19 protein-coding genes and 3 tRNA genes are annotated in these 15129 nt (G+C 42.9%); 7 read left to right on the plus strand and 15 right to left on the minus strand.

The annotated features are described in order from the left end of the window. Nucleotides 1-41: 41 nt before the first annotated feature. Nucleotides 42-500: an STM3941 family protein gene (locus KXD93_RS11740; protein WP_258137297.1), complete on the minus strand. Its 459-nt coding sequence runs from the start codon at nucleotides 498-500 to the stop codon at nucleotides 42-44. A gap of 108 nt (nucleotides 501-608) precedes the next feature. Continuing rightward, nucleotides 609-1310, minus strand: a complete 702-nt coding sequence (locus KXD93_RS11745; RefSeq protein WP_258137298.1) for a S24 family peptidase — start codon at nucleotides 1308-1310, stop codon at nucleotides 609-611. A gap of 239 nt (nucleotides 1311-1549) precedes the next feature. Here KXD93_RS11745 and KXD93_RS11750 point away from each other — a divergent pair, with 239 nt between their 5' ends. The 4 genes from KXD93_RS11750 (at nucleotide 1550) to KXD93_RS11765 (ending at nucleotide 3961) form a co-directional block, all read left to right on the plus strand. Beyond that, complete coding sequence (locus KXD93_RS11750; RefSeq protein ID WP_258137299.1) at nucleotides 1550-1735, plus strand: hypothetical protein; 186 nt, start codon at nucleotides 1550-1552, stop codon at nucleotides 1733-1735. Between the two features lie 136 nt (nucleotides 1736-1871). After that, nucleotides 1872-2294: a hypothetical protein gene (locus KXD93_RS11755; RefSeq protein ID WP_258137300.1), complete on the plus strand. Its 423-nt coding sequence runs from the start codon at nucleotides 1872-1874 to the stop codon at nucleotides 2292-2294. Between the two features lie 76 nt (nucleotides 2295-2370). After that, complete coding sequence (locus KXD93_RS11760) at nucleotides 2371-3096, plus strand: hypothetical protein (RefSeq protein WP_258137301.1); 726 nt, start codon at nucleotides 2371-2373, stop codon at nucleotides 3094-3096. Nucleotides 3097-3184: 88 nt separating this feature from the next. After that, nucleotides 3185-3961 (plus strand): hypothetical protein, encoded by a 777-nt coding sequence (locus tag KXD93_RS11765; protein WP_258137302.1) that lies wholly within the window; start codon nucleotides 3185-3187, stop codon nucleotides 3959-3961. Between the two features lie 97 nt (nucleotides 3962-4058). Here the strand turns inward: KXD93_RS11765 and KXD93_RS11770 are convergent, their stop codons facing one another. The 7 genes from KXD93_RS11770 to KXD93_RS11800 all read right to left on the minus strand — a co-directional run bounded on the left by KXD93_RS11770 (nucleotide 4059) and on the right by KXD93_RS11800 (nucleotide 8094). Continuing rightward, the gene (locus KXD93_RS11770) at nucleotides 4059-4634 is read right to left on the minus strand and encodes a pentapeptide repeat-containing protein (RefSeq protein WP_258137303.1); all 576 of its coding nucleotides are present in this window, start codon (nucleotides 4632-4634) and stop codon (nucleotides 4059-4061) included. 215 nt (nucleotides 4635-4849) lie between these two features. Continuing rightward, the gene (locus KXD93_RS11775; RefSeq protein WP_258137304.1) at nucleotides 4850-5065 is read right to left on the minus strand and encodes a YodC family protein; all 216 of its coding nucleotides are present in this window, start codon (nucleotides 5063-5065) and stop codon (nucleotides 4850-4852) included. Nucleotides 5066-5080: 15 nt separating this feature from the next. Further along, nucleotides 5081-5413, minus strand: a complete 333-nt coding sequence (locus tag KXD93_RS11780; RefSeq protein ID WP_258137305.1) for a hypothetical protein — start codon at nucleotides 5411-5413, stop codon at nucleotides 5081-5083. Nucleotides 5414-5459: 46 nt separating this feature from the next. Further along, a complete protein-coding gene (locus KXD93_RS11785) occupies nucleotides 5460-6155 on the minus strand; it encodes a CPBP family intramembrane glutamic endopeptidase (RefSeq protein WP_258137306.1) in 696 nt (231 codons plus the stop codon). Nucleotides 6156-6417: 262 nt separating this feature from the next. Further along, entirely contained in the window at nucleotides 6418-6714 is a 297-nt protein-coding gene (locus KXD93_RS11790) for an RNA recognition motif domain-containing protein (RefSeq protein WP_258137308.1), read from the minus strand. A 194-nt stretch (nucleotides 6715-6908) separates the two neighbouring features. Beyond that, entirely contained in the window at nucleotides 6909-7499 is a 591-nt protein-coding gene (locus KXD93_RS11795) for a hypothetical protein (protein ID WP_258137309.1), read from the minus strand. A gap of 208 nt (nucleotides 7500-7707) precedes the next feature. Continuing rightward, the gene (locus KXD93_RS11800) at nucleotides 7708-8094 is read right to left on the minus strand and encodes an energy transducer TonB (protein WP_258137310.1); all 387 of its coding nucleotides are present in this window, start codon (nucleotides 8092-8094) and stop codon (nucleotides 7708-7710) included. Between the two features lie 197 nt (nucleotides 8095-8291). Between KXD93_RS11800 and KXD93_RS11805 the strand changes: the two genes are divergently transcribed. Continuing rightward, nucleotides 8292-8753, plus strand: coding sequence for a terminase small subunit (locus tag KXD93_RS11805; RefSeq protein WP_258137312.1), 462 nt, complete (start codon nucleotides 8292-8294; stop codon nucleotides 8751-8753). Nucleotides 8754-8757: 4 nt separating this feature from the next. Here KXD93_RS11805 and KXD93_RS11810 read toward each other — a convergent pair whose 3' ends face one another. The 3 genes from KXD93_RS11810 to KXD93_RS11820 form a co-directional block, all read right to left on the minus strand. After that, a complete protein-coding gene (locus tag KXD93_RS11810; RefSeq protein WP_258137313.1) occupies nucleotides 8758-9315 on the minus strand; it encodes a hypothetical protein in 558 nt (185 codons plus the stop codon). Between the two features lie 366 nt (nucleotides 9316-9681). After that, nucleotides 9682-9765 (minus strand) — tRNA-Leu (locus KXD93_RS11815). Between the two features lie 91 nt (nucleotides 9766-9856). Next, a tRNA-Leu gene (locus KXD93_RS11820) sits at nucleotides 9857-9940 on the minus strand. Between the two features lie 165 nt (nucleotides 9941-10105). Here KXD93_RS11820 and KXD93_RS11825 point away from each other — a divergent pair. Further along, nucleotides 10106-11125 (plus strand): WD40/YVTN/BNR-like repeat-containing protein, encoded by a 1020-nt coding sequence (locus KXD93_RS11825; protein WP_258137314.1) that lies wholly within the window; start codon nucleotides 10106-10108, stop codon nucleotides 11123-11125. A gap of 112 nt (nucleotides 11126-11237) precedes the next feature. Further along, nucleotides 11238-11310 (plus strand) — tRNA-Lys (locus KXD93_RS11830). 192 nt (nucleotides 11311-11502) lie between these two features. Here the strand turns inward: KXD93_RS11830 and KXD93_RS11835 are convergent. The 3 genes from KXD93_RS11835 to KXD93_RS11845 form a co-directional block, all read right to left on the minus strand. After that, on the minus strand, nucleotides 11503-11985 hold the full coding sequence (locus KXD93_RS11835; RefSeq protein ID WP_258137315.1) for a hypothetical protein: 483 nt from the start codon (nucleotides 11983-11985) through the stop codon (nucleotides 11503-11505). A gap of 24 nt (nucleotides 11986-12009) precedes the next feature. Then, the gene (locus KXD93_RS11840; RefSeq protein WP_258137316.1) at nucleotides 12010-12687 is read right to left on the minus strand and encodes a YiaD family glycine zipper/OmpA-like lipoprotein; all 678 of its coding nucleotides are present in this window, start codon (nucleotides 12685-12687) and stop codon (nucleotides 12010-12012) included. A gap of 269 nt (nucleotides 12688-12956) precedes the next feature. Further along, nucleotides 12957-15116 (minus strand): glycoside hydrolase family 3 C-terminal domain-containing protein, encoded by a 2160-nt coding sequence (locus KXD93_RS11845; RefSeq protein WP_258137317.1) that lies wholly within the window; start codon nucleotides 15114-15116, stop codon nucleotides 12957-12959. Between the last annotated feature and the right edge of the window lie 13 nt (nucleotides 15117-15129).

The raw sequence follows: 15129 nt of genomic DNA on the forward strand, positions 1-15129 counted from the left end.
GTTCAGGACGTTATTAAAAGAGCGATGATCAAAAATAATACTTATAAAATGATATCGCCGCTGTATTGCGCAAAATATTCAAGCACTTCGTCATAAATCGCCTCATCCTTGCCCTTAACAAAACGCAGCGGGATATCGATCTCGCTGCCATAATCCGACACCCACTTAAGGCTCACCCTGATCAGCGACGAGCTCCTGCCCCGCACCAGGCCGATCTCCTTAACATCCGTCCAGTTGATGGTGATATTGCGGATATAATCTATTATGCAGTTTTCATTAAGTTCGAGGGCGGTTTTGCCCTGCATTGCGGGAATCAGTCGTTTTACAACCAGCAAGCCACATACCAAAAAGAAGATCACCGCGAACACCCCATAAATTGCCCATGCCCAGGTACTGTTGCTGCCTTTAACATTGGTAAATAACATCAGCATCAATACCAGCATCACCACGATAGTAGCGAGGGTATAACTTAAGCTGTAGGGGAATTCTTTTGATTTCATAATACTTAGTTTTGGTCCATGGTCGATAGTCCATGGACCATGGTTTTTTATTTTTCAAACATTGACCATGGACTATGGACCATCGACTATGGACTCCTTCCTCCCCTCTCAATGATTATGCTTCTTATGAATATCCTTTACCAGGCAAAGCTTTTTGATCTCTTCAATTTTGATGACAAAGGGGGCATACTTCAGGCGGTTGCCGATCAGTTCGGTAACATTGTCGGAGTGGGCAATCACCTCGTCTTCATTATCACCGGCCAGCAGGCGCTTGTACATGCGATAGTCGCCCCATTCAATGTAATAAACCTCACCGGGCAGGATCTTCTTATCATGAATAATCTTGAGTGCCACCCAACAACCATTCTCCAAATAAGGATACATGGAATGCCCCCAAACAGGAAGCGCAAAATCACATTCCTCGATGCCCGGGAAGTTCATGTGACCCACCGGGTGCGAGTCGTTGATATCATTATACACCTCGACGCCCGAGGCAGTGGCTATAATTTCGTACATCGGGATGCCCTCAAATAGCTTGGCGGGACTACTTTTTTCAGAATTAGCTGTATTTTTCTTCGGCGTTAAGAAATCACTGTATTTCTCCTTAAATATCTTTAATTTTTCGGGATCGATGTTCTGCCGGCTCTTTATTATCTCTGTAATTGAACTTGTGGAGTTAAAGCCGAGCACTTCGGCCAGCTCAGCATTACCATTAAAGGCCTTACCGCGAAGTTGGTTATAGAGTATAATAAACTCCAAAGTTTCGGGCCTTACCGTTTTAATTTTATTGGGTTTTGATTCTTCATCCATAGCAATAAAAATTAATAAAGATTTTTCTTTGTTTTAATAAAGAATATTCTTTATGTTTGTAGTGTAATAATTCACTAAAGTACTACAATTTTTATCAATACCAAATACAATGCATAAAGAATATACAGAATATTTTACAGGAAGAGAACCGCCCGGGTGAGAATGAGCACAAAACGTTAAGCAACTTCTACCACTAACAACGACCATGGTCCATAGACCATGGACTAAACGACGACACCATGCACCTAGCCTACTCAGCCATCGGCACAACAAATAATAACCCGCAAAACGGAACAACACAACATGAACCCGAAAACGAGCAGCTATTGCGCTACCTGGCTTACCAAAGCACCTGCGAAAAGTTTAGCCGCGAAATTGCCGCCATACAGAAGTACCTGCCTGGCTGGAAACCGGAATTCAGGTAAAGTTCACTGGTTCAATGGCTCATTAGTTCATTGGTGGTATGGCGTACGGGCCCTTCAGCAGGAAATGCCACCGGAACTATCCATTGAACTATCGAACTCTTCAACTAATGAACAAATAAACTAATGAACTAAAAAAATGATAAAGATCTCTCAAAAACTAAAAGACAAACTGTGGTGGCTCATCATCTCGGTTGATTACGATTACAGCCGCATCACCATTGCTGACCACGACCTTACCGCCGACGCCCTTACCCTTTGGCTGGAAGACAAGCACGATTTTAAAAACACGCTTGACGAATGCCTGCAGGTTGATATCCCCGTAAAGCAATTCGCCAGGATAATTAAGGAGGAAAACCTGAACAGCTACTTCGGCTCAAAAATGCATGAATCGAAGAACTACGTTTACAAGGCGCAGATTGAAATAAACCCGCCCCTAACCTGGTACCGCGATGATGCCAGCCTTTACGAACAACGCCACGTGCGCGAAACCGTATTGAAACACCTGCTAACCCAATTAATAGAAAGCCAAACGATAGGCGATGACATGATTTTATATTGATAGAATTATGCCAATAAGCATATAATACATAAACACTAAATCCGACATCGAACATCCGAACTCCGAAATAAAAAGCATGAACTACATCACACAAATAAAAGGCTTCTGGCTACTTCACGAGAAGCACGCCTTTAACGCCACAGATACTGCCCTGTACTTTTACCTGCTGGAAGTATGCAACAGCACCAACTGGGTAAACCCGTTTAAACGCAACACCGCCAAATTGCTGGCCGATTTGAAGATCTCCAGATCCTCGCTCGAAAGATCGCGCAAGCGGTTAAAGGCGGTGGGCATTTTAAAGTTCAGATCGGTTAATGGAACGGCGAATGTCACTTATCAATTATCCGACCTGGAGGCAATCTTCAGGGATAAATTTACCACCACTGAACAGGGTGCTGACAAAGCTGCTGACAAAGGTATTGACAAGGCTGCTGACCAACTAAATAAAAACAGTAAACCAAAACAAGAAGTAGTAGTAAGCTGCCAGCAAGCTTTTGGTTTTTATGTGGAGACAAAGAATAACCGCATCCTTAGCGACCGTTTCAGGCTCGACAACTATGCCATGCAGGATTATTTTAAAATTTTTTACGATTCAAAAATTGATCTTGGCGACCTTAACAACAAAACCATTGAGGAAATTGCCCGGAACTTTTATTACTGGCTGCCTAAACACCTTGCGGCGAATCAAAAAGAAAAAAGTTGCGCCAAAAAAGAAAATTATGGTCGCACGGCTAATGCCCAGCCTTTAAGGGGCGTTGCTGCCGCGATGAAGTTTGCAGGTGTTGAAATGCGGGAGGGATAATATGGAAGAGAGATTAGAGACTAGCGATCAGAGATTAGTTATCGGAGAGAGATTAGAGACTAGCGATCGGGCTATTCTAAGGCAGGAGATGGTTAGGAACTTACCCAAGCGGGACTTGTTTACAACCGTATTAGCCGCTGTTGCAAAGGCGTTTGCCGATACCAATACCAAGGAGATCAGCGAGGCCGACTGCGATTACATGGTGAATGTGCTTACTGACAACATTATTAAATATCACCCGGCTATCCGTTTAACCGAGATCCCGGAGGCTATTGCGCTGGGTATCCGCGGCAGGTATGGTGAGTTTTATGGTTTAAGCGTGGTAACTATCCTGAAGTTTATTGAACAATACCTGCTCTCGGAAAACCGCACCACCATTGTTAAGGAACGCGTGATCGACGATATACCGAAGCCTGTACCCGGTCTGCAAACGCAATTTGAAACGGCTAAGCAAAATGCGCTTTATGCCCTGCAACGCAAAAAGGATAAAAAGGACAATTCGACCATAGCAACTGCGGTTTATGATTTTTTAGACCGGGTAAAGCTCATCCACTTCACAACTGCCGAAAAGCAGGACATGATGACCGATGCCGTGCGCGAATTGATAGAAGAATTGAAGTATAAACTGCTAATCTCGGCTTATATCGAGCGGGCAGCCATTAAAAAGGATATTGAAGCCTACACTGCAGTGATCACCGAACACAGCGCCGTTAACGATCGCCTGTTTACCCTCGCAAAAATGCGCGCTAAAAAACTGGCACTCGATGCTTTTTTGAATGGGGTTATTTTGGATGAAGCTGATTTGGATAAAATGATTGAGGAAAAGCGGGAGGTATTTTTAGGCCAACAAAATCTAACAACATGAACTTAATTAAACAACCTGGGCCGTGGTTAACACCCATTTTATTTATGGTGATATTGATAGTGATGCTGATCATCGTTAAACACCATAATGCTATCAACTAAACTATCTTCAACTGGTACTTACTCAGCAACCCATGAATGCCCTGTGCTGAAAAAGCGGCTTTTTTAACGGAGTTTATTTCGGGGTCGATGTCGTAATTGTAGGCGGTGATAAAGTTGGCCGAACTGATATCGGTGCGGTTAAAGATGGCGCCGTTAAGGTCGCAGTCGCGAAATACCGAGCCGGCAAGGTTGGCCTGGGTAAAGGTTACTTCCTTTAAGGTGCATTTGCTGAATTTGGTTTTCAGCATCTTCTTTAGCATAAACGACGAATAATCCAGGATGCAACCCTCAAACCCAACACTGAACAGGAAATCGATACACTCGGTAAAGTTTACACCAAGGATCTTGCAGTTTTTAAATTCAACAGCGCTCATTGTACAGCGCGTAAGCTTCATAAGCGACAGGTTGCAGCCATCAAAAACGCAATCAATAAACTTGTTATTGGCAAAGTTACTGTTACTGAAATCGCACTTTTTAAAGGTGCAGTTATTGAACTCCTTGCCGCTTACGGTGGTGCCGGCATAGTTTTGGTCTTCGAATGTTTTATCGTCGTGTGTGAGTGAGGAGAGCATTAATTAATTGTGAATTGGTGAATGAGTGAGTTAGTGATTTGGGGAGAGAATGATTTAGTGATTTTTAAATATTGATGAAATGTGTCATGCTGAGGCACTCGAGCACGACACGCGGGCAAAGGCCTAAGCACCATGCTCAGCGCGCGGATTTGGCCATTGCGCTCATCCTTCGAGTGCCTCAGCATGACAGCCACCTAAGACTTTCGGACTCAAAACTACGCCTCTACCTCGTCAACAAACAACAGTAGGTCCTGGTGGAAGACGTCGCGTTTAAATTCGGTGCCTGTAAAGTACACTACGCTCACGTATTCGTCGCTTTCTATCAGTTCGCCGGCGGTAGGGCCATCACTCACCGAGTAGCCCTCAACGGCCATTTTAGGCCCATCGGCCACCATCACAACAACATCGCCTAAAACAAATTTCTTTTCCATGATATTTACAATTAGCTATCGTTCAATTTTAACCAGTTCCTGGGCTTCTTTAACCAGTTCCTCTACTGCACTTTCGGCGGCGGCAGGTGCACTTGCATATTGCAGCTTGCGGAAGCGCCAGATGGCAAAGGCAGGCTCCTGGAAACGGTTGATCAGTTTAAAAAACTTGGGGAAGTTATGCACCTCGTCGAGCAATACACCGGTAACTATTCCATTGTTGTCCAGGATCTCGCGAATGGTATATTCCTTGTCCCGCGTTATCCAGATCTCAAAATCCCGCCTGATCTCCTCGCTTTTGTCGGCATCGATCTTGTCGTTGATACAAATTACTTTATCTCCGGGTTTCATACTGCAAATTTAAGCACAGAAATCGGGAATTTGTTTGAATTGAGGGTCATTTTAATGGCAGATGGTAATGTATAGCCAGCCTGAAAACGAGAAAAGAAACAAGGTCGACAATTGCGTGGCTCACTATCAGGATCCTAATATTGCGGTACCATTGATAATGAATGGCGAATACCACCCCAAAAAGCGAAGCGAAAATAACTTCCTGGTAGCTATGGTACCTGAAATGGATTAGCCCAAACGCAAGGGCCGAGATAATTACCGGCATGTATTTGTTGTTAAAGATAAGCTCCAGCCTTGGCACCAGGTATCCCCTGAAAATAAGTTCCTCGGTGGCACCCGCAGTTACGGCGCTAAAAACAAGCAGCGGCAAGCTTTTATTAAGGATCGTCATCATGTGGTACAAGATCCCCCGATTGTCGCGCAAGCCAAGCAAAGCAGGCGCTTTTGATACGATCCCGGCGCCTATTGTCAACAAGTATAGCGCACCAAACGAAGCCGGGTAAAACCAAAATTTCTGTTTGCTTTCTGTCCACAGCAGCAGCTTTGATTTTTCAGCATAGGTGGCGTACAAGTACAATATCACCACCTCGAACCAGATCACCAGCCGCGAGATAAACAGTGTATTTACCGTATACCCATTACCGCGGAAACTGATGAAGCCAACCAGCGGATAGTAAAAACAGGCAATAAGGATGCCGGCTGTAAGGATGATCTTGTGACGGTTGGAGAGGGTAAGGTCCATGAATAAACTTCAGGCGTTTTTGTTTAGCCTAAATGTATGACAATATAATGGATGGATAAAAGGTCAAAGAAATAATATCGAATAATGAATTTCGAATATCCAACTCCGAAGTTTTTCATTCAATATTCAACATTGGACATTCGGTGTTCGATATTAAATCAATTGGCGTTCCCCTTTAGGGGCCAGGGGCCGGTGCACAAAAAAAGCCCCCCGATCCATCGGGGAGCTTTTCTCAACAAAAAAAAATATTTTTATTTGGCAATTAATTACGCCTGAAACCACCTTTGTTACCACCGGCGCTACCGTTAAAACCAGGACCTTTGTCCTCGGCAACGTTAACCGTGATACGGCGACCATAATAACTTGCTCCGTTCATGCACCTAATCGCTTCCTTTGCCTCGTCATCATTAGCCATTTCTACAAAACCAAAACCTTTACTCTCTTTTGTTTCGCGGTCTTTAATGATCCTGAGCGATGTAACGGGCCCAAAATCACCAAACACAGCAGTTAATTCGGCCTCATCCACCTCAAGTGGCAAGCCTGCAATAAATACTTTCATCAATGTTTTTAAATTTATGCAAAGATACGCAAAAAAGGCCGAATTTCGGGTACCTCATTACGAAAAGGCAGTGGCCTCAGGGTTTTATTACGTTGGGATTACTTTTGGATTTAGGATGCCGGATTTTCGTTTCGGAATTAGCGAACAATGTTCTAGACTATGGACTATGGACCATCGACTATGGACTTCCTCCCCTACTTCAGCTTTAAATTAAAAGAGCCTTCAGCTTTGTAAACGGGAGCGTTGGCTTTGTCGCCGGTTGAAAGGAAGGCGTGGAATGTTCCTTTGGCAAGTACGCTGTCCTGGTAGTATTTATCAACGTGGATATTTCCAAAATCCTTTTGACCGTCAAACCGGCTCAGCGAATACTGGAACCCGGGCTTCATGCTTTCAGCGTTTACCAGGAACTGGCTGCCGGCAATATTGCTATCCTTGTTCTCATGCACAATGCCTGATGAACTGATGCCGAAGCTCATGGTATGTTCCTTGTTAATTGCAGTTATGCCGAAGTACCTGTTGTTTTCCTCAGCATCGTCATGCACGTTAATAAATGCAATTGAATCTTTGGACGCATCAAACACATAAGTTGAATCTTTGATCTTTATAGAGAGTGTTCCCGAAGCGGCTAAGAAGTTGCCGGGTGATGTGGCCGCTACACTATCGGCAAGGGTTGTTTTCAAAGTTGCAGGATCTTTTTGGTCACTATCCTTCTGGCACGATGCAAGCACCGACATAAAGGAAATTGTGACAAAAAGAATAAGGTAAGTAAACCTCTTCAACTGCATATTTAAATTATTAATTAAATCTACAAAATTATAAACGAAGATAAAACGCCAAAAGTTGCCTCGCTGCCAAATTTAACTAACAATTTAACATTTTTTAACCATATAAAGGTAACAATATTATAACTGGTTTTGTTCCCGCAATTTATTCATTTTTTTACTTAAAAGAAAAATATATTCCAGGCTAATTGTGGCAGTATTTCAGTTGAGCTTATTTTGCAGGAAAATAAATCGGTATCGCATAGTTCACCCGAACAGAACGACCGCCTTGCATCCCGGGAATCCATTTCGGCGATTGGGTAATTAGTCGGATAGCCTCCTTATCCGCGCTATCTGAAAGGCCGTTTACAATTTTTATATTAGATAAGGTGCCATCTCTTTCAACAACAAAAGAAATGCGCACAGTACCCTCATTGCCACGGGCTTTTTCATTTTTACGAAAATATTCCATAAGCTTGATTATCCCGCCTGGAAATTCTGGCATCACCTCCACCCGTACAAACTTACTTGAATCTTTTTTGTTGGCAGTTGTATCGGTATTTTGAGCTTTTGCAGCAAACGCTGATAGACATAAAACAATGAGAAAAATTCCCTTCATAATAAATTACTTTTAATAGAGACGCCACTTGTTGGGCGGTTTAAATATAAGAAATAAACATAAGCGGTTAAATATGGCAATTGTTTATTTTCAAACCGAAACACGACAGATTTTTTGCTAAAAATATTTGCATTTTTAAATTAAATTCCGTACTTTTACATTCACGATATGCCAATCGGCATTTAAATCATAAAACCATGTCTCCACCTTATTTCGCTGATTCACCCCACCTGGTGAAATGCATCAACAGTTATTTTGATTACCTCGATGGCGAGTTCCATTATGAGGACAAACCCGGCAAGACAAGCGCTGATGAACCAGTGCCACAACGCAAGGTTTATGACCGCGAACCGGAACCGGCTACCCTTGCCGGCCTTGCCCTGCATTTAGGGTTCAACAGCGTGCAGGCATTTGAAGAGTACGTGGAAACCGGCGAACTTTCAGAAACGCTAAAATGGGGACGCCTGCGCATCGAGGCCTATTACGAGAAAAAGCTGCACGCACAATCATCCACCGGGGCCATATTCGTCTTAAAAAAATTGGGATGGACCGATAAGTATGAACCAAAGGCGGCTGTAGCAACGCCAACAGTTATGGACATAGTTGTGCATAACAGCGGCCCACTACCGGCCGGTAATGAAAAGGACGTGATTTTATAAGCAGCTACCGGGTGTAATAACTATCCTGCACGGTTTTATTAGTTTGGGTATTGTTGTTTACAGTTTCCGTAATGGTAAACTCCGTATGCAAAGTGAATGCTGAAGAAGTAAGCGTAATTATTTTTGCCGATTGCGATACCAGGTGAAATACCGGCAGTGTAGTTGTGGAAATACCGGTAATAGTGGGTGCGCTCAGGCTTCCTATCGAGGGCATTGATAAGCTAAACGCTGTGCCCACAAAGCTGTAAGTCCCGGTTACTGACTCGACCGCTGGTTGCGACGACAGGTTAGTACTGCCTATTCCTTCCGAATTATATACGCTTACGGCAGTAAATGATCCGCCTTTATTGAATTGCACATAGCTAACTGTTTTGTTAGAAGTTGTAAAGGATGAGTCGGATTGCAGCCCACCATTAACATACAGCGTAACGTTTTGCTTTTGCAGGTTCCACTTACCAACTATAAGTGCCTGTTGGGTATTGTTTTGGGCTGAGCTATCTTTTTTACAGGAAGCGGCGGCTAATAAAACTACCGCCATCAGCAATAAACTGAGCTTTTTCATTATAAAGGTTTAAAAGTTGTTGTATCACAAATATAAATATTATTAAAGATTAAAAAAATGTTTCCACAAAAGGCTTCGGTGCTGTTTTATATGAATTATCTGTCGGATAGTCAGGTGGTTGTCAACCAGGGCGGCACAAGTTCAGGTAAGACTTTTTCGCTTATGCAGCTACTTTGAGGCTGAATCCAGGGTAAATAACCTCAGGATCAGTGTGCTCGAAAGCGAAGTTTCGTTACTACAAAAGCAAGTAAATGAACTGGACAAAATGCCGGAATCGAAATCAAAAAAGTCAGCGCTGGTTGATCAGCAAAACGCGCAGTTGTTAAGCGCTGTCGATAAAAAATAAAGCTTATTCAATGGTGTGTGTGCCCGGAACGAGATTCGAACTCGTACATCCTTACGAATGCCACCCCCTCAAGATGGTGCGTCTACCAATTTCGCCACCCGGGCTTTTTAAGTCTAAAGTCTTTAGTGGATAACCCGAAGTCTCGTAGTTTTTGACTCGGGACTTCAGACTATCTACTAAAGACTTGAAAGGATGTGCCCGAAGAGAGACTCGAACTCTCAAGAGACAATTCTCAACGGCTTCTGAGACCGCAACGTTTACCAATTTCGCCATCCGGGCTTTTTTGAGAAGCTTTGAACTTACCTGTAACGGCAGGCCCGCATCTAAACAAGGTTGCAAATATAATCGTTTCAGTCAAAACGCAATCCATTAAATATAAAAAACAACAATTGGTTGCATTTTGACCGCTTATAAATTACTTTCGGGAAGCTAATCCGTTTAAAAATGAAAAAATTCCGACCGTTAATCTTCTTTTGCATCCTGCTCTTTTCATTATCCGCCACTAGGATAATAGCGCAATCAATCGTTCAGATCCAGCAGGGCAAACCAAGCAGTATCCGCGGGCTCTCGGTTGTTGATGACAGCATTGCCTGGATAAGTGGCAGTCGGGGCTACATTGCTATTACCCATAACGGCGGCAAAACCTGGGACTGGCAACAGGTAAAGGGCTTTGAAAAAGCCGATTTTAGGGACATTGAAGCATTCTCAGATAAAAATGCAGTGATGATGAGTTCCGGAACACCGGCACTGGTTTTAAAAACAGTTGATGGCGGTGTTACCTGGCAGGAAAAATATCGGAATGCCGACACCACCTACTTTTTTGACGCCATGGATTTCGACAGCCCTAAGCACGGTTTAATTTTGGGAGATCCGATAAAAGGAAAGTTGCTATTGTTAGAGACTAATGACGGTGGCAATACATGGAACCCATTTAAAGACCCGCCAACCGCCTTACCAAACGAAGCATGCTTTGCGGCAAGTGGCACCTGCTTGCGCCTTACCAATAAGGCGATCCTCATTGCCTCCGGCGGAAGTAATGCCAGGTTGATTTCTTATTCGTTTAATAAAAAAGCGTGGAGTTATGCAAGTTTCCCGATAACACACGGACAACCGGCCCGTGGGGCCTTCTCCGTGGCAGCAGGTAAAAACAATGCAATAATGGTTGGCGGGGATTACTCAAAGGACAAAATAACCGACTCTATTGCTATAAGTTACCGCCCATATCCCTTTAAAATATTTGATGCGCCGGCCAGGGGCCCGGCAGGCTTTCAATCCTGCGTAGAGTTTGTTGCCGGCGATATTTTCATTGCGACAGGTACTCCCGGCAGCAACATTACCATGGATGGCGGCACAACATGGAAACAAATTGACGCCACCAGTTTTAACGTTTGCGGTAAGGCAAAGCACGGAAAATTAATTTTATTTGCTGGAAATGGCGGAAAAACAGGTATTTTAAAACTGTAGAAAGCTGGAAGTGAAGCCATTAAAAATGCTGAAAAATAAATTAAAATAAGGCTTGCACACCAAGTTGAATAGTCCTATATTTGCACCACTTTAAACGGAAACGATAAAGGATGATTCTGTAGCTCAGCTGGTAGAGCATAACACTTTTAATGTTGGGGTCCTGGGTTCGAGTCCCAGCAGGATCACGAAAAAGCCTCTCTAAGTAATTTAGAGAGGCTTTTCGCATTTATACAGATTTTGCTCGGAAATCAATAAACATTGTGCGGATTTGGTTAATCCTTTACCTTACACCCTGTTGCATAAAAATCTCTGATCGCGTTGCCTGACAGTAAGCTCAAGCTGTCCCAACCAGGTAACGCGATCAAAGATTTAAATTCTTATTGCACCTTGCTAAATAACAAGACAACATAAGCTGTTTTGTTGCCAAGGCTGACCGGTAATTTTAAGGTCATGGTATTACCGTCAATACCTGCAACTATTAATTGGTAGCCTTCCTGCACTTTTCTTGCGCTATCTCCCTGATAAAGTTTCTTAAACTGGAATATTTCTCCGTTACTTTTATCGTAAGACCAAAAAATAGTTTGCGAAGCACCTTTAGTCAAAGTATAAATACCATTACCGCTATTGGTGAGTTTCCAGCTGCTGCCATTAAAGTCTTCCGGCGATGCCTGGTTAAATATGGTTTGAACGGAGCCTGGTAGTAATCCGTCGTAGCTTATGTTAGTAAGCGTCCAGGTACCTACAAATCTAGCCCGTGAGGCGCCTGCGATATTTGCCGGCAGTTTTTTAACAGTAGAACAAGCTGAGAAGGCCAAAATAAATACAGCCGCCAGTGAAATTATAGTTAATTGCTTTTTCATAATTCTTTCAATATTTTATTTTAACTATTGGCCCTGTGCTGCTTGTTGCTTCATTTGATCGTTCGCAACAATCACTATTTCCACACGGCGATTTTGCGCCCGCCCGTCAAGTGTACTGTTGGGTGCAATTGGTTCTGTTTCGCCTTTACCTTGCGTGGTTAACCGTGAACCATTTACCCCCTGCTGCACCAGGAATGATTTCACAGCAACTGACCTTCTAATAGATAAATCCATATTATGAGCGGCGGTTCCTGTACTGTCAGTATGCCCGACCACCAAAATATTGGTTTGTGGATTATTTTTTAAGGATTGGGACAACTGCTGAAGGCTAGTTTGAGCACCGGGTTTCAAGTTGGTTTTGTCGACATCAAACAAAATCCCCGAATCGAATTTCACTAAAATGCCTTCACCTTCGCGGGACACCGACGCTCCCGGAACAGTCTGCTTAATTTCGGCTGCCTGTTTATCCATTTTGTGACCAATTAAACCACCTGCCGTGCCACCAACTGCGCCGCCTACAAGCGCACCTATTGCGGTATTACCTGCCGCATGGCCAACAAGAGCTCCAAGGAGACCACCGCCTGCTACTCCTATTGCTGCGCCTTTTTCTGTTTTTGTGTATGCACTGCACCCTGCGAATAACATACTTGCTGTAGCTAAAAATAAACTAAACGTAACTGCTTTTAATTTTAAAATTTTCATTTGTAATATTTATGTGATGATCAAACAATAAATCCAGTACAAAGTTTCAAAAATTTAATATCAAATATATGTGCGAAAGAATATTAATCTATATTACATATATTATAATATTAACTGCACTGGTTAATTGATCGGTTTTCAGTAGTTAACCGCTAATTATGTTCAATGTATGATCGGTTAAAGGCGCAGGAGATTGCGCCTTTTCTGTTAGAAACAAATTTCTTAAATCCGGATATAGCTCAAATTAAATAACTTGAGCCATATCGTGCTTACTTGCTTATTCTAAATGAAGTCACCTGCCTGATATCCTTCGACGAGGAAGCGGCCATTACTTTATATTCGCCGGGCTCAACCACCCATTTACTTAATTTATCATCAAAATAAGCAAGATCGCTTATACTAATATTCATCGAGACAAGAGATTTTTCGGTGGGCGTTATCATGATCTTTTTAAATGCTTTAAGTTCCTTTTCGGGCCTTAACACAGAAGAATTAACTTTGCTGATATACAATTGAACTGTTTCCTTACCTGCAGTTCGGCCTGTATTTTTTATCTTAACTGATACCACTATTTTATCGCCCGGCTTATAGCTTTTCTTGTTGGTAGCCAAATCAGTATAAGTAAAATTGGTATAAGACAATCCATAACCAAAACAGTACAAAGGATTGATATTTTTGGTGTCATACCAGCGATAGCCAACCAATATTCCCTCTTTATAATCAGCCGTCATATTGTTACCAGGATAGGTATTTAAGGCGGAAGCGGGTGAGTCTTTTAATGAGACGGGAAAAGTAAACGGTAGACGACCGGATGGGTTTACAACACCTTTTAAAACATCGGCAAGAGCATTCCCCGCCTCTGATCCATTAAACCACGACCAAACTATGGTATGATTTGACTTTTTAATTTCGTTCAGATCATACGGTGCACCAGCCATTATTACAATGATGGTATTGGGGTTAGCCGCACTCACAGCATTAACAAGCGCTTGTTCGCCAAAGGGCAGGGAAAGGTTTTTGCGATCATGTCCCTCACTTTCGTACTCACGGTTGGAGCCAATGCACAGTATGGCGACATCAGTTGTTTTTGCAAGCGCTACAGCTTCGTTAATTAAGGTTTGATCCGGCTGATCAGATCCAGCGTTTTGCGCATCGGTTTTGCTTGCCGAATAATTAGCCTTATACCCCTGCGCGAATTTAATTTCGGCTGTTTTACCAAATCTTGATTTTATGCCCGCCAATGCGGTTATCTCATATTTGGCCTTTACCCCTGCACCGTAACCTCCCAGAGCAAATGTACGTGTGGCATTATCGCCAATTACAGCGATGCTTTTTATATTACTTGTTTTTAAAGGGAGTAAATGCGCATCATTTTTTAACAAAACGATAGATTCTGATGCAATATCATATACCGCTTTGCTATGCACCGGTGTGGCAATTGACCCTTTAGGGTGATTGGCGCTCATTGAGGTATGGTACATCAGCCATAAAATCCTGCTCACTTTATCGTCTATCGTTTTTACTGAAACCTCGCCAGCTTTAACAGCCGCAAGCAGTGGCTTGGCGAAATACCATTGATCATAAGGGCCGCTTGATCCCATTTCAAGGTCCAGTCCGCTGTTTGCCGCTGCGACTGTATGGTGTGTTCCACCCCAATCTGATATTACAATTCCTTTAAAGCCCCATTCTTTTTTTAATACTTTGTTCAATAAAAAATCATTCTCTGAACACCAGTAACCATTTAACTTATTATACGCCGACATAACGGTATAGGCATTGCCCTGCTGTACGCCTGCCTTAAATGCCGGTAAATAAATCTCGCGCAATGCTCTTTCATCAATTATTGCGTTTACCTCGCCGCGGTTAACCTCCTGGTTATTGGCAGCAAAATGTTTAATACATGCAGCCACATGCTGGCTTTGAATTCCCCTTACAGACTGAATAGCCAATTGACTGTTCAAAAATGGATCTTCTGAATAGTATTCATAAGTACGCCCGCAAAGCGGCATCCTGCAAATATTAAATGCCGGGGCCAGCATTATAATTTTTTTGCGGGCATTTGCCTCCTCCCCCAGTACTACTCCATATTTATTTGCCATCGCCGGGTTCCAGGTAGCCGCTATTGCCGAACCATTTGGCAAAAAGGTGGCAGAATCAGTTGTCCAGTTAGCAGAGTTCCAATCAAAACGCTTTATTTCTTCGCGCACGCCTAAGGGGCCATCATCGCAGGTGAGCTCAGGGATGCCTAAACGCTTTACGCCTGCTGAAGAAAATAAAGCGTTGCCATGAAGCATTTCTATTTTTTCTTCAAGCGTCATCTTTTTAATGATGCTGCTGATCTTTGCATTAATCGCGGCTTCTTTTTTCGTTTGTGCCGAAACATTACTGAGCAGCAGAAGTGCTACAGAACAACTTATTATATACTTCATAAATATTGATTTC

The organism is Mucilaginibacter phenanthrenivorans, from assembly GCF_024721155.1.
Taxonomy (GTDB): Bacteria; Bacteroidota; Bacteroidia; order Sphingobacteriales; family Sphingobacteriaceae; genus Mucilaginibacter; species Mucilaginibacter phenanthrenivorans.

Bases quoted from the DNA above. Each gene is read 5' to 3' on its own strand.
- KXD93_RS11740 (WP_258137297.1), bottom strand. From the start codon at position 500: ATGAAATCAAAAGAATTCCCCTACAGCTTAAGTTATACCCTCGCTACT.
- KXD93_RS11745 (WP_258137298.1), bottom strand. From the start codon at position 1,310: ATGGATGAAGAATCAAAACCCAATAAAATTAAAACGGTAAGGCCCGAA.
- KXD93_RS11750 (WP_258137299.1), top strand. From the start codon at position 1,550: ATGCACCTAGCCTACTCAGCCATCGGCACAACAAATAATAACCCGCAA.
- KXD93_RS11755 (WP_258137300.1), top strand. From the start codon at position 1,872: ATGATAAAGATCTCTCAAAAACTAAAAGACAAACTGTGGTGGCTCATC.
- KXD93_RS11760 (WP_258137301.1), top strand. From the start codon at position 2,371: ATGAACTACATCACACAAATAAAAGGCTTCTGGCTACTTCACGAGAAG.
- KXD93_RS11765 (WP_258137302.1), top strand. From the start codon at position 3,185: ATGGTTAGGAACTTACCCAAGCGGGACTTGTTTACAACCGTATTAGCC.
- KXD93_RS11770 (WP_258137303.1), bottom strand. From the start codon at position 4,634: ATGCTCTCCTCACTCACACACGACGATAAAACATTCGAAGACCAAAAC.
- KXD93_RS11775 (WP_258137304.1), bottom strand. From the start codon at position 5,065: ATGGAAAAGAAATTTGTTTTAGGCGATGTTGTTGTGATGGTGGCCGAT.
- KXD93_RS11780 (WP_258137305.1), bottom strand. From the start codon at position 5,413: ATGAAACCCGGAGATAAAGTAATTTGTATCAACGACAAGATCGATGCC.
- KXD93_RS11785 (WP_258137306.1), bottom strand. From the start codon at position 6,155: ATGGACCTTACCCTCTCCAACCGTCACAAGATCATCCTTACAGCCGGC.
- KXD93_RS11790 (WP_258137308.1), bottom strand. From the start codon at position 6,714: ATGAAAGTATTTATTGCAGGCTTGCCACTTGAGGTGGATGAGGCCGAA.
- KXD93_RS11795 (WP_258137309.1), bottom strand. From the start codon at position 7,499: ATGCAGTTGAAGAGGTTTACTTACCTTATTCTTTTTGTCACAATTTCC.
- KXD93_RS11800 (WP_258137310.1), bottom strand. From the start codon at position 8,094: ATGAAGGGAATTTTTCTCATTGTTTTATGTCTATCAGCGTTTGCTGCA.
- KXD93_RS11805 (WP_258137312.1), top strand. From the start codon at position 8,292: ATGTCTCCACCTTATTTCGCTGATTCACCCCACCTGGTGAAATGCATC.
- KXD93_RS11810 (WP_258137313.1), bottom strand. From the start codon at position 9,315: ATGAAAAAGCTCAGTTTATTGCTGATGGCGGTAGTTTTATTAGCCGCC.
- KXD93_RS11825 (WP_258137314.1), top strand. From the start codon at position 10,106: ATGAAAAAATTCCGACCGTTAATCTTCTTTTGCATCCTGCTCTTTTCA.
- KXD93_RS11835 (WP_258137315.1), bottom strand. From the start codon at position 11,985: ATGAAAAAGCAATTAACTATAATTTCACTGGCGGCTGTATTTATTTTG.
- KXD93_RS11840 (WP_258137316.1), bottom strand. From the start codon at position 12,687: ATGAAAATTTTAAAATTAAAAGCAGTTACGTTTAGTTTATTTTTAGCT.
- KXD93_RS11845 (WP_258137317.1), bottom strand. From the start codon at position 15,116: ATGAAGTATATAATAAGTTGTTCTGTAGCACTTCTGCTGCTCAGTAAT.